The sequence below is a fragment of the Paenibacillus ilasis genome (assembly GCF_043195395.1).
Lineage (GTDB): Bacteria > Bacillota > Bacilli > Paenibacillales > Paenibacillaceae > Paenibacillus_AQ > Paenibacillus_AQ lautus.
Genome location: NZ_JBHDJG010000001.1, coordinates 582,764 through 596,358, shown reverse-complemented (window position 1 = coordinate 596,358; position 13,595 = coordinate 582,764). Strand labels below are relative to the sequence as shown.

At 50.8% G+C, this 13,595-nt stretch carries 11 protein-coding genes; all 11 read right to left on the bottom strand.

Annotated elements, in window-relative coordinates:
• Window positions 1-99: 99 nt before the first annotated feature.
• Complete coding sequence (mutM, locus tag ACETK5_RS03020; RefSeq protein WP_326114491.1) at window positions 100-933, bottom strand: DNA-formamidopyrimidine glycosylase; 834 nt, start codon at window positions 931-933, stop codon at window positions 100-102.
• A 145-nt stretch (window positions 934-1,078) separates the two neighbouring features.
• Complete coding sequence (gene polA, locus ACETK5_RS03015; protein WP_394054282.1) at window positions 1,079-3,739, bottom strand: DNA polymerase I; 2,661 nt, start codon at window positions 3,737-3,739, stop codon at window positions 1,079-1,081.
• A gap of 268 nt (window positions 3,740-4,007) precedes the next feature.
• Window positions 4,008-4,667: a phosphate signaling complex protein PhoU gene (gene phoU / locus ACETK5_RS03010; RefSeq protein ID WP_100538785.1), complete on the bottom strand. Its 660-nt coding sequence runs from the start codon at window positions 4,665-4,667 to the stop codon at window positions 4,008-4,010.
• A 53-nt stretch (window positions 4,668-4,720) separates the two neighbouring features.
• Window positions 4,721-5,476 (bottom strand): phosphate ABC transporter ATP-binding protein PstB, encoded by a 756-nt coding sequence (gene pstB, locus ACETK5_RS03005; protein ID WP_113057485.1) that lies wholly within the window; start codon window positions 5,474-5,476, stop codon window positions 4,721-4,723.
• A gap of 48 nt (window positions 5,477-5,524) precedes the next feature.
• On the bottom strand, window positions 5,525-6,400 hold the full coding sequence (gene pstA, locus ACETK5_RS03000) for a phosphate ABC transporter permease PstA (protein ID WP_100538787.1): 876 nt from the start codon (window positions 6,398-6,400) through the stop codon (window positions 5,525-5,527).
• Window positions 6,401-7,294: a phosphate ABC transporter permease subunit PstC gene (gene pstC, locus ACETK5_RS02995; RefSeq protein ID WP_394057314.1), complete on the bottom strand. Its 894-nt coding sequence runs from the start codon at window positions 7,292-7,294 to the stop codon at window positions 6,401-6,403.
• 99 nt (window positions 7,295-7,393) lie between these two features.
• On the bottom strand, window positions 7,394-8,398 hold the full coding sequence (locus ACETK5_RS02990) for a PstS family phosphate ABC transporter substrate-binding protein (RefSeq protein ID WP_100538789.1): 1,005 nt from the start codon (window positions 8,396-8,398) through the stop codon (window positions 7,394-7,396).
• A gap of 127 nt (window positions 8,399-8,525) precedes the next feature.
• Window positions 8,526-9,716, bottom strand: coding sequence for a methyl-accepting chemotaxis protein (locus ACETK5_RS02985; protein ID WP_394054281.1), 1,191 nt, complete (start codon window positions 9,714-9,716; stop codon window positions 8,526-8,528).
• A 176-nt stretch (window positions 9,717-9,892) separates the two neighbouring features.
• A complete protein-coding gene (locus tag ACETK5_RS02980; RefSeq protein ID WP_100538791.1) occupies window positions 9,893-10,624 on the bottom strand; it encodes a response regulator transcription factor in 732 nt (243 codons plus the stop codon).
• A gap of 70 nt (window positions 10,625-10,694) precedes the next feature.
• Window positions 10,695-12,509, bottom strand: a complete 1,815-nt coding sequence (gene pnpS / locus ACETK5_RS02975; protein WP_394054280.1) for a two-component system histidine kinase PnpS — start codon at window positions 12,507-12,509, stop codon at window positions 10,695-10,697.
• A 39-nt stretch (window positions 12,510-12,548) separates the two neighbouring features.
• Window positions 12,549-13,493, bottom strand: a complete 945-nt coding sequence (locus tag ACETK5_RS02970) for a bile acid:sodium symporter family protein (protein WP_394054279.1) — start codon at window positions 13,491-13,493, stop codon at window positions 12,549-12,551.
• Window positions 13,494-13,595: the final 102 nt, after the last annotated feature.

Genomic DNA, 13,595 nt, shown 5'->3' with positions numbered 1-13,595 from the left:
ACATCAAGCGGCTCATTCATGAAGAAGAGCAGCTCCATGCGCTCCACATATGTTCCACATTATATGTGTAGGGAAAGGAATGGGTGCACGCCTATTGGATTACTTCTTTACCGGCTGACACTTCGGGCAGAAATGGGTCCCCCGTCCGCCAACCACGATCTTATGAATCGGTCCGCCGCATGTATGACACGGCTTGTCCTTCCGTCCGTAAATCTGATGACTATGCTGGAACATCCCCATTTCACCCTGTCCATTGACATAGGACTTTATGGAAGATCCACCCGCGTCTACGGCTTCGGACAGTGTATCCACAATCGCATGATACAGTCGCTTGAGCTCGGCATCCTTCAGGCTGTTAGCATTACGCTCCGGATGAATCCTGGCTCGAAACAATGCCTCATCGACATATATATTGCCGATGCCGACCACATATGCCTGATTCAGCAGCACCGCCTTAATCTTCGTTTTCTTGCTGCCGATGACTTCCTTGAAGGTTCCGAATGTAAACGTATCATCCAGCGGCTCATACCCCAGCTTGGCAAGCGGAGCATGCTGGAACTCTTCCCCTGTTGCAAAGAGATGCATCGTTCCGAATTGGCGTACGTCCTTATAGCGCAGCTCCGTGCCGTCCGAGAAATGGAATATGACATGGGTGTGCTTCTCCACCGGCTCCTCGGCAGGGTACAGCCCGTAACGCCCTTCCATCCGAAGATGGGACACGATCACCAGTCCGTCCAGCAATATCCGCAAAAATTTCCCGCGGCGCTCTACGCCTTCCACGGTATGATCCTTCAACATAAACGCAAAGGCCTCAATATCGTCAGGACGCTGAATAATCCGCGGCAGATGTACGGATACATGATCTATATGCTTACCTTTAATCAATTGGTTAAGTGTTCGTTTCACGGTTTCTACTTCCGGCAATTCCGGCATAATGACTTCACCTCATCTCCCATTATACCGGAAGTTGGGACAGAGCGGGACCATGGTTTTGTGGAAAGGTATGGTGCATATGGCCCCCCTCTTCACGCCATGATCCCTATAAACAATCCTCTATCGGCTGGCACCGTGTGCAGCTTTACTTCGCTTCGTACCAGTTCTCGCCATAGCTGACTTCCGATTTCAGCGGTACCGACAGCTTCAGTGCCTGACTCATCACGTCCGGCACCAATTCCTTCATGATCTCCAGCTCATCCTCCGGCACCTCGAACACCAATTCATCATGCACCTGAAGCAGCATGCGGCTCTTCAATTGACGATCATGCAGCGCCTTGTCCATATGGACCATGGCCAGCTTGATAATGTCCGCAGCGGTTCCCTGAATCGGCGTATTCATCGCCGTCCGCTCGGCAAAAGACCGCAGGTTAAAGTTGCTGGCGTTAATCTCTGGCAGATAGCGTCTGCGTTCAAGCAATGTTTTCACATAGCCGTCTTGCTTCGCCTGCTTGACGATCACGTCCATATAACGCCGCACACCCTGGAATACCTCGAAATACTGGTCGATGAACGCCGCGGCTTCCTTCCGGGTAATATTCAGGTTCTGGGACAAGCCATAGTCGCTGATTCCATACACAATGCCGAAGTTAACCGCCTTCGCGGATCGGCGCATATTGGAATCCACCTCATCCACGCCGACTCCAAACACGTCCATCGCGGTCTTGGTGTGGATGTCCATATCGTGGACGAAGGCTTCCTTCAGCCGCTCATCATCCGAGATATGCGCAAGCACGCGCAGCTCAATCTGGGAGTAGTCCGCCGCCAAAATGCTCCAGCCCGGCTCGGACGGAACGAAGACCTTGCGCAGCTTGCGGCCCTCCTCCAGACGGATCGGAATGTTCTGCAAATTCGGGTATTGGCTGCTCAGACGCCCCGTTGCGGCAATCGTCTGGCGATAGTACGTGTGCACTTTACCAGTCTGTGATGAAATCTCCTTCAGAAGACCTTCCACATAGGTGGATTGCAGCTTGGCCAAGGTACGATACTTCAGAATCAAGCGGACAATATCGTGATAAGGCGCAAGCTTCTCCAGCACCTCGGCATCGGTAGAATAACCAGTTTTGGTCTTCTTGATGACCGGAAGCTCCAGCTTCACAAACAGAATTTCGCCCAGCTGTTTAGGCGAATTGAGATTGAATTCCGTCCCGGCAATCTCATAAATCTCATGTACGAGCTTCTCGATCTGTTCTTCAAACTCGCGACCCAGCTCCTTCAAAGCCTCCGCATTAACGGCAATGCCCTGCTTCTCCATATCGGCCAGAATTCGGGACAGCGGCATCTCCAGCTCATGGAACAGCGGCAGCATTTCATTGGAAGCCAGTTCCTTCTCCTGAACAGGTACCAATTCGGATACGGCCAAACATTTTCTGGCCATGTGCTCGCTGAGCTTCTCCATATCGGGAACCTTGTACTTTGCTCCTTTACCGAACACGTCCTCATCGGCTTGAAGATACGCAAGCCCGTATTTGGAGGCCAGGCCGCTAAGGCTTTGATTGGATTCGGTCGGGTCCAGCAGGTATGCAGCCAGATGAACGTCGAATGCCGCGCCGGCAAAAGCGATGCCCTGCCAATGGAGGGCCAGATCAATGCGGTGCAGATCATAACCGCGTTTAGGGATCTCACTGTCGGCAAGCCAAGTACGGACAGGCTCTGCCTCTTCCGACTTCAGAACCTCAAACGGAATGAAGTACTGTCGTTCCTCTGTAGCGAGCGCGAGTCCGATCACCTCGGCATGATGAGGGTTGTCCCCATGCGTCTCTACATGGAGTACGGTCACCTGGGTCAGATTATCGGCAACCTCCTTAAGCCCCTTTGTGTCCACAAGGGTCACGTCAATCTTCGCTTCGGGCTTCGATTCAGCCGCATCTCCGCCCATTCCGCTTGTGCTCAGGTTTAACCGTTCAATTAGCGATTTAAACTCCAGCTTCGCCAGTGCAGGTCCTGCCGTCTCTTCATTCAGGCCTGTAAATGCCATTTCATCCAGCGACTGCTCCAGCGGTACTTCGCGGAAGATCGTAGCCAGCTTCTTGCTGAGTATGGCGGAATCGGCATGCTCTTCGATTTTCTCTTTCATCTTGCCCTTCAGTTCATCTGTGCGTGACACCACGGCTTCAACGGACCCAAATTCATGAAGCAGCTTCAGGGCAGTCTTCTCACCCACTCCAGGAACGCCAGGAATGTTATCGGAAGCATCGCCCATTAGTCCCTTAAGGTCGATAATCTGATCAGGCGTCAGGTTATATCGCTCCTTAATCTGTTCCGGTCCGTAATACTCGATATCGGTAACGCCCTTGCGGACCATCGCGATCGTAGTATGCTCCGAAGCCAGCTGCAGCATATCCTTATCCCCGGATACGACCATCACCTTCCGGCCGGCTTCGTCAGCCTGACGAGTAATGGTGCCGATAATGTCATCGGCCTCATAACCGCCGATTTCAAACTGGGATACGCCTAGGCCTTTCAGCAGCTCCTTCAGCAAAGGGAATTGTCCGGAGAGCTCGGGAGGTGTCTTCTGGCGACCACCCTTGTAATCCTGAAAATCCGCATGCCGGAAGGTTTCTTTGCCTGCATCGAATGCGACCATCATATGGGTCGGCTTATGCTCCTCAATCAGGCGAAGCAGCATGGTTGTAAAGCCGTAAACCGCATTCGTCTGCTGTCCGCTGGCATTAGTCAGCGGCGGCATCGCGAAGAATGCCCGGTAAATGATATTATTTCCATCAATTAAAATCAGCTTGTCCATAGAACACCTCGCACCAATATAACTTCCTTTCCACATGATAACATAGGTTACCGTCAATTCCGAACAATCCGTTCGATTCACGATGATTTCCTAATCATACGCAAAATAACCCCACAAAGTGGAGCCTGTGCTTCGATGCTTATTCCAAATACTTTGCGGGGCCCCCAATATATAAATGCGATTAAAGAATTGCTTCCGCTTCGCTGGAATTTTCTAAATTCTCGCAAAAAAACGCCAGCTTTCGCCAGCGTTTGACTAATTCATTATGCTATTGATTGAGGTCGGGACGGTGACCCGTTACAAGGTACACGGTGCTCTCTCCAATGTTCGTCGCATGGTCGGCGATCCGTTCAATGTAACGGCCCACCATGATCAGCAGCATCGCCTGATTGGCCGAATCCGGATCGGAGGTTAGATGCGCATACAGATCCTGCAGAATGACGCTGTACAAATGATCGACCTGATCGTCATCCTGGGCCATTTTATAAGCCAGATCCGTATTTTCCGTCAGATAGGACTCGATGGATTCCGAAACCATCGCACGCACCAAATCCGACATCCGCGGAAGATCCACCAAAGGCTTGATCAGTTTCTGGCCTTGCAGACGGATCGTAACTTTAGCGACATCCCGAGCCAAGTCTCCCATACGCTCCAAATCGCTGGCGATTCGGAAAGCAACCAAAATCCGGCGCAAATCCTTCGCCACAGGCTGCTGGGTCACGATCAAGCGGGAGCCGATGTCCATGATCTGCTCTTCCATTGTGTTTAACTGCACATCATTCTTGATAACCGCCTGCGCTTTCTCCGCATCCAAGGTCTGGAGAGACTCTACGCTGCTTGCCAGTGCCTCCTCCATATGCTTGCCCATATCCTGCAGCAAGGTTTTCAGCTCATCAAGCTGCTGATCAAACTCAATTCTCCGGATCATATGTGATGCTCCTCCTATCTACTTTTAAGAAAGATCATAGTCGTGATAATGGCTTAACCGAAACGGCCCGAGATATAATCCTCGGTACGTGCATCCGACGGTGTCGAGAACAGCGTATCGGTGTTTGCGGATTCAACCACTTCGCCATTCAGGAAAAACACCGTCTGCCCGGATACGCGTGCAGCTTGATGCATGTTGTGCGTTACCATAACGATGGTATATTTGCTCTTCAGCTCTTGCACCAGCTCTTCGATCTTCAGCGTCGAGATCGGGTCCAGCGCGGACGTGGCTTCGTCCATCAGCAGGATATCCGGCTGTACGGCAAGTGCCCGGGCAATGCACAGACGCTGCTGTTGGCCGCCGGACAAGCTCAGCGCGGACCGCTTAAGATAATCTTTGACTTCATCCCACAGCACGGCTTGTTTCAAGCTTTGTTCCACGATTTGATCAAGCTCCGCTTTACTGCGGATCCCGTGGAGACGAGGCCCGTAGGCGATGTTGTCATAGATCGATTTAGGAAACGGGTTCGGCTGCTGGAATACCATCCCTACCTGCTTGCGCAGGGCTTCAACGTGGACTTCCTCGCTGTAGATTTCGGTCCCGCCGATTTGCACGCTGCCTTCAATCCGTGTGGAAGGAATCATGTCGTTCATCCGATTCAGCGTACGCAGCAGCGTTGACTTACCACAGCCCGACGGTCCGATGAACGCCGTCACCGTTTTCTCCGGAATGTCAAGATCCACGTTTTTAAGCGCATGGTACGTGTCGTAGTAAAGGTTTAATTTCTTAATCTGTATGATGGATTCCATATCTTATTCATGTCTCCTTTTTCACGATTAGATCTGCTTATGCGTATCTTAGATGTTCTTCGAATACTTGTTCCGGATCCATACGGCTGCAATGTTCATGATGAACAGCATGATGAGCAACAGAATAATACCCGAAGCCGCCAGTTCGTGGAAAGCCTCACTTGGTCTTGATACCCAGTTAAAGATCTGGATCGGCATGACAGTAAACGAATCAAGCAGATTTTCCGGCAAGAAGGCCACGTACGTTAAGGCACCAATCATGATCAGCGGTGCGGTTTCGCCGATCGCACGAGACAAAGCCAGGATAACCCCGGTCATAATTCCTGGAATCGCTGACGGGAGCACGGCGCTGGATACCGTTTGCCATTTCGTTGCGCCCAGCGCATAAGAAGCATCGCGCCGGTTCTTAGGCACGGCGCGAAGCGCCTCCTGAGCGGCAACGATAATAATCGGCAGCACCAGCAGCGTCATCGTTAATACCCCGGAGAGCAGGCTGCGGCCAAGATTCATGCCGCGTACAAAAATCGCCAGTCCCAGGATACCGTATATAATAGAAGGAACCCCTGCAAGCGTACTGATATTCAGCTGAATCAGCCGAACCCAGCGGCTGCGTCCTGCATACTCTTCGAGAAAGATCGCTGCGCCCACGCCTAATACGAAGGACAGCGGGGCCATGAGCAGAAGCAGATAAACCGTGCCGACAATCGGCGATTTCAGTCCTGCTTTATCCGCGATACGTGACGGAAAGTTGGTGAACAGATCAGGTGAGAGTCTGTGAACACCATCCATCACGATCGTGACAATCAAAGCCATCAAGGCAAGAATACCGATACTGGTACAAGCCAGGAATATCATGTGCAGCGTCTGGTCACTACGGCGTCTCCGGTTGATTCCTTTGCTATCTCCCAGATTCAATTGTTCCATCTAGTATTCCTCCCTGAAGCGGCGAGCGACCCACTGCGCCAATATATTAAGCAAGAAGGTGATGACAAACAAGGTCAGACCTACCGCAAAAATCGTGCCGTATTCAATCGTTCCGCGCGGAACATCACCCATACTTACCTGAACGATATAAGAAGTCATCGTCTGAATGCTATCCAGCGGATTCAGCGTCAGCTGCGGCGTAGCGCCGGCCGCAACCGTTACGATCATCGTTTCGCCAATCGCGCGCGAGAATGCCAATACGAAGGATGATACGACCCCCGACAGAGCGGCAGGCAGCACAATTTTCAGCGCAACCTCAAATCGGGTAGCACCCAGCGCGTATGCTCCGTGACGAAGGCTTTTAGGTACCGCGCGCATCGCATCTTCACTTAGAGACGAAATCATAGGCAGGACCATGATCCCTACCACAATACCCGCACTTAGCGCATTGAATATACCCATATCGGGAAAAATCTTTTGAAGGAATGGCGTTACCGTTTCAAGCGCAAAATATCCATAAACAATCGTTGGTACACCAGCCAATACCTCGAGCACTGGCTTTACAACCCCCCGAACCCGGGCAGGAGCGTATTCATTAAGATAAATAGCGCATGCCAAGCCGATAGGCACTGCGAATAAGATCGCAATGCCTGTAATCAGCAATGTGCCGCCCAGCAGGGGCAGCACGCCGAATTCTTTTGGAGGGAGAATCGGACTCCATGTCGTTCCTGTCAGAAAGGACCATACCGGTACTTCCTTGAAGAAGATCACGGATTCCTGTAGAAGCGTATATACAATACCGATGGTAGTAAACACCGAAAGCATGGCACACAAGCCGAGCAGGATTGGAATGATTTTGTCTGAGGTGCGCGTTTTGCTTCGACGGAATATCATGCTTTTTGTGTTTACCGCCACGGGTGAAGTTTTGTTCATTCTCCTCTTCCCTTTCTATCGGTTGCCCGAAGGGTTCCCTTCGGGCATGTAGTCTTTAAATTATTTTGCCAACTTGTCTTTTTCTTCTTTGTACTGTTCATCTTGAAGCGGTACGAAACCAACTTCGCCAGCAAGACTAGCGGCATTATCAAGGTAGAAGTTCATGAACGCATTCACTTCTGGACGCTCAAGCTCTTTATCGTTAACATAGAGCAGCAGTGGACGGGACAATGGAGCATAACTGTTATCCTTGATCGTTTCCATGCTTGGAGCTACAGTAGCCGTACCGTTATCGATCGGAACCAGCTTCAATTTGTCTTGGTTCTCTTCATAGAACGAGAATCCGAAGTATCCGATGGAGTTCTTGTCGCCGGCAACCCCTTGTACAACTGCGTTTGTATCGGCACTGAACGTAATTTGGCTATCGTTTCTGCTTGCTTGCGCTTCACCGTTGATCGCTTCTGTGAAGTAATCGAATGTTCCGTGGTCTGTACCTGGCGAGTAAATTTTGATTTCCTCTGCCGGCCATCCTTCACGAACGTCAGCCCATGTTTTTACAGTGCTGTTCGGCTCATAAATTTTCTTAAGCTCATCTACGCTCAATTTATCTACGAAATCATTGTCCGGGTTAACAACAACGGACAATCCGTCATAAGCTACCAGGACCTCATGATAGGTAATGCCTTTGGATTTTGCTTCTTCAGCTTCACTGTCTTTAATTGGACGGGATGCATTGGAAATTGGAATCTCTCCATTATTGAAGCGTTTGAATCCGCCACCTGTTCCGCCTGTTCCAATCGGAATGCGGACATCCGGGTTAGCTGCGCCGAACTCTTCAGCAATCGCTTCGGTTAACGGGTGCAGTGTGCTGGAACCGTCAATTTCAATCGTTCCTGACAAAGCTGTTGCAGTACTTCCTTCGTTTTGCTGTGCTGAACCGTTGTCTGTAGTTTCTCCGGAAGCACCGCCGGAAGTTGTTCCTCCTCCGCATGCCGCCAAAAGCGTGCTCAGCATTAACACCAATACGAGAATACCTGCTGGTTTACGACCCCTTCTTTTAAACAAACGAATCCACTCCTTCAAAATGGTTGTTGTCTCTACTTCCTACTTACAATATTGATATTAATCCCGGAATGTAATAGCAGTTTCTGAGAAATGTAAACGCAGTGTAAAATATTTAATAAAAGTAGAGTTATAGATTCGAACTTTCTTCCATGATCGAATTTTCACCGGTGTTCATTCCGGCAAGCTCATCCTTGACCCGCTCCACACGTTTCACGGTTTCCTCGGCCAGTTGATAAACGTGATTACCGGACTTCTGAACCTCTTGAACGGCGTTGTCCATCTCATTAAACATCTGGGCACCTTCCGTTACATACCCCTCGCAGGATTGGATTTCCCTAAGCGATGAAACTGCCCCCTTGGCTGTATCTGCTGCCAGGCGCTGGATGTGCTCGAGCAGCTGCGATATGTCCCCTGACAGCTTGCGCGTTTGTTTTGCCAGCGATTGTACCTCTGCCGCAACCACTTGAAATCCCCGCCCATGCTCGCCGGCATGTGCGGCTTCAATCGAGGCATTCATGGCCAGCAGACTGCTTTGGTTTGCAAGCTCGGTAATCATGCCGGTGATGGAAAATATACGGCTGGCATCGGCAGCGAGCTCGGAGGCCTGGCCTTCACGCTTCGTCATATCCTCCACAAGGCCAAGGTACGAGGTTCGGACAAGATCCAATTTCTCCTTCCCGGTTTGTGACCACTCCCTCATGCGTATACATTCCGAGTTTGTTCTCGCTGCTGCCGTTCGGACTTCTGTTAACGAGGATTGAATGTTCCGAGTATGCCGGTAGCTTTCCTGCAGGATCAGTTCCCGCTTCTCTTCCGCTTCCGCTTGAAGCCCGCTGGACAGACTCATCAGATCCCGGACGGTAATCACGCCCAGCAGCCGATCAGCCTCCGTGATCAGGACACAATCGTAAAATTTTGAATCCGGGCGCTGCAGGGACCATTCCAGCAGCGTTCCGACCTTCTCGAAAATATCGACACGCATCGGTTGATGGTCCGCAAACTGAAAGGCGGGCTTGGAGTAATACAGGTCAACGGCAAACCTGCCCATCATTCGCTGGTAAAAGACATCCCGCATGATCAGTCCTGCCGGTGTATCTGCCTCATCGCAATAAATAACGCACGGAATACGGTGGTCCTTCGCAAACACATTCAGCACATCGAGGCAGGATTCAGATTTTCTTATAACAGGGACCCTTCTTATGTAATGCCGATATAATGCGCCTGCTTCAGGCTCGCTTGTTACTTGTCCATCAAGTTCCCGCTCTACCTCCATCTTCATTCTCTCTGTCTGATTCGGTTTGGTTTGAAGCAGTGTCATGCGCCTTCACCCCTTCTTCATCTGGTCCTTTAGACGCATCTTACCGGACAAGTATTATGGGAATATACTCGAATGATTAAGGGAGTGTAAACTACGGAAGGATCATGGCCGGGATATGAGACATTAGACAGGTCAGAATCTGACCAAAGACCCAAAAAAAAAGACCCCTCATCATTTCAAACGGAATGATGGGAGCCTTTTTTCGGATTCACTACGAGTTTATAACCAACCCCGCGAATGGAGTCAATGTGTACAGATTCAGGATCGAGCTCAAGCTTCTTGCGCAGGGAACTCACATGAACGTCCACGGTTCGCTGACCGCCGATATAATCGAAGCCCCAGACCACGTTCATCAGATCATCCCTCGTTAACACTACGCCCGGTTTTTTGGCCAGGTAGAGCAGCACCTCAAATTCTTTCGGCCGGAGATTAATGCTCTGACCGCCAAGCCGGACCTCGTATTTCTCAGGATAGATTTCCAGCTGTCCAAGTGAAATGACATTTCCTTGATGGTCTGTCGTCTTTACTTCATCGGCGTGACCGGACACCCGGCGCATGACGGCCGATACACGGGCCAGCAGCTCAGATACGCCAAATGGCTTGGTAATATAGTCATCCGCCCCCATCTTCAGGCCTTGAACAACTTCCTCCTCGGCGTTCTTCGCGGTCAGAATGATGATCGGCGTGGTAATTCCGTTGCTGCGAAGCTTCTCCAAAATCTGAAAGCCGTTCATGCCAGGCAGCATGACATCCAGCAGAATCAGATCATATTCATGATGCGACGCTTTCTCGTAACCTGCGGTACCGTGTTCCTCTACCTCGACTTGAAAGCCTTCCTGTGTCAGATTGTAGGACAACAGCCGCGAAAGTGTCGGCTCATCTTCAATAACAAGCATGCGTTGCGTCAATGTTACCCCCGCCCTTATCTTGATAATTGGACTGCTCATGCAAGTATATCAACAGAATGTTAACGGAGTGTTAACTTCCTGTATCGGCCGTTTCCTGCAATACCGGGAGCTCAATGATGAAGGAGCTGCCGATTCCCAGCTCGCTCTCCACCTTGATGGTTCCGTGATGAAGATCCACCAGATGCTTCACGATCGATAGTCCAAGCCCCGTTCCGCCTGATCCGCGCGAACGCGCTTTATCCACCCGATAGAATCGTTCAAATATACGGGGAAGGTCTTTCTTCGGAATGCCAATCCCGGAATCCTTAACAATGAATTCCACAATATCCTCGGCATTCCCATTACTATGCTTTTCACGAGCCGTTAATTTTACTCGTCCGCCTTCTTGCGTGTAACTGATCGCATTCGAGAGCAGATTCATAAAAATCTGGCGGAGCTTGTCCTCGTCCCCCTCCATAAACAGCTCTTCCGGAATGTCGAGCTCCAGGCTGATCCGCTTCTTCTCCGCGACCGTGCGCATCATTTCGGATATCGTATCAAAGAACGCCGACAGATGGATCGGCGAGTAATCCATCTGAATCCGCTTGGATTCGATCTTGGACAGCTCCAGAATGTCACCGATCAGCCGGTTCAGCCGTTCGGACTCGTCATAGATAATCTGGAGGAAGGAGCGCGATGTCTTCTCATCAGTAACCCCGCCGCCAAGCAGCGTTTCGGCAAACCCTTTAACCGCGGCAAGCGGAGTCTTCAGCTCGTGAGATACGTTGGCTACGAATTCGCTCCGCATGCGTTCAAGTCTGCGGATATCACTTACATCCTGCAGCAGGAACAGCATGCCTCGATAAGACTCCTGCTCTTCCTCTTGCATCATCGCAACCCCATCCAGGCGGATGATCGATTCCACCGGATAATAAATGTTGCGCTCCTCATGGAAGCCTTCCTTGCTCTCCAGGCCTTCCTCCATCAGTTTGGTCAATTCATAATGCTGCTTGAGCTCACGGTACGATTTGCCTGTTATCACTTCGGCATTAATGCCGAGCATTTTCTCGGCAGCACGGTTCACAAGAATGATCTGGCCTGCCCCGCTCACCATGACAATACCGCCTGTCATATTGTTTAAAACGCTTTGCAGCAAATCTTCATTATCCCGTATCGTCCGCAGCTGGGTCTGGAGGCTGTCGGCCATTCCGTTAATGGCTTGCGCCAATTGACCGATCTCGTCTTTACGGTGAATCTTCACCCTCGCATCATATTCTAGGCGCGATATCCGTCTGGCTACGCGCGTGATCTTCTCCAGCGGCGATGTCAAGCCCTTGGCAACGCGATAACTCACCAAGGCTGCAATCAAGAACAGCACCAGCAGGCCGATCCCCATCACAGTCCAACCTTGCTTGACTCCCTGGTCCACTTCCTTGAGACTGACGGACAATCTGACGAATCCGTCGAAATTCTCTCCGGCCTTGACCGGAAGAGCGACATACAGCATGTCCTGCTCCAGCGTATCGCTCCGACGAATGGTACTCCCGCGGCCTTCTTTTACGGCTTCAAGCATCTCCTCACGATTAGCGTGGTTATCCATGGTTAACGGATCACTCTCCGAATCCCCGATCACCTTACCATCCTTCAATATAAACGTCACTCTCGCATCGGACAGTTCCTCAAGCTGCACGGATCTGTTGGTATAATACGAAAGAGCATCCGCGCTGTCCGTATCCGGAAACTCCATCATGGTCTGCAGAAGCCGTATCTCCCGGACCATATTGTCCTCCAGCAGCTGAATATGGGACTGCTTGAATACCGTCACCATAGCCAGTCCTGCCGCGAGCATAGATAACCCAATTAAAGTAAGCATAATTAGAGTCAAACGATTGCGATACTGCCTCATGGTCTCTCCTCTTTCTGCCGCGTGATCATTTTGGATAACTTACCGTCCGTGTGCGTCTTCGGTGAAATAACGCATGAATGATGGTTGCCGCCGGCTGCTGGAACATAACGGGATCGAAGCCTGGGGTGAGAAATAAGTTGTAGCCAGCACCATCCCGAGTGATATATTACGCATTCCGGACGCGTATGTAAATGTAATTTGCATTTCTCGTGTCGGTCCCAGCATCGCATATGAGCCAAAATAACCAAGCAAATAACAGATCACAATCAGCGTGAAGACAACCGGGACGACCACCAGCATCTCCTCTTTCATGCCTGCTGCATGGGGAGCGATGGCTGCTGCATTCAGCATAACCACAAGCATAAAAAACAGCTTCGATATCGGCTGGGCTACGGGAGCCGACCAGTCTTTAATCCGTCCTTTGGAACCTTCATACAGCATCACCCCGATCAGAGTGGGCAATACCACCATCGTCAGCAAATCGAGAATCAGCTCAGACGCATTCCAGGTAACCAGCGCATCCCCGATAAACATATCCATCAAAGCCGGGACGACTAGCGGACTGAGTATGGTATCCAGCACGACCACCGCTAAGATGAACGGAACGCTGCCGCCGGAGCTACCGACCCACATCACCGAGGATATTCCCAGCGGAATGATCGCAAATAACAGCAAGCCGATCGTATAATCCGAGTGCGCACCAAACACGGCCGAGCCCAGTCCATAGGCAAGCAACGGAGCTGCCGCATGGGCAAGAAAGAGCGTTAACATAACGGCAAGGGGGCGTTTTAGAACCCCTTGCAGATGACGGATCCCACAGCCAAGCGCCATAACCAGCGTGATATAACCGAATAGATAAGGAATCCAGTGTACAAAGTCCAGCAAAACATCCGAAAGCAGCCAGCCTAGCACCAGCGAGCCGGGAATCAAGAGAAAGGTGTACTTTTCAAACCAAGATGCAAAGGCCAGTCCAAAACTTCTCACCTGTTTCCTCCTATGACTGAATTGACGTATTTGACTTTCATCATAAACCGGAGCGTGCGAAAACCGCAACGAAAATTCGAAATAAGAGTCCCAATCCCAAGC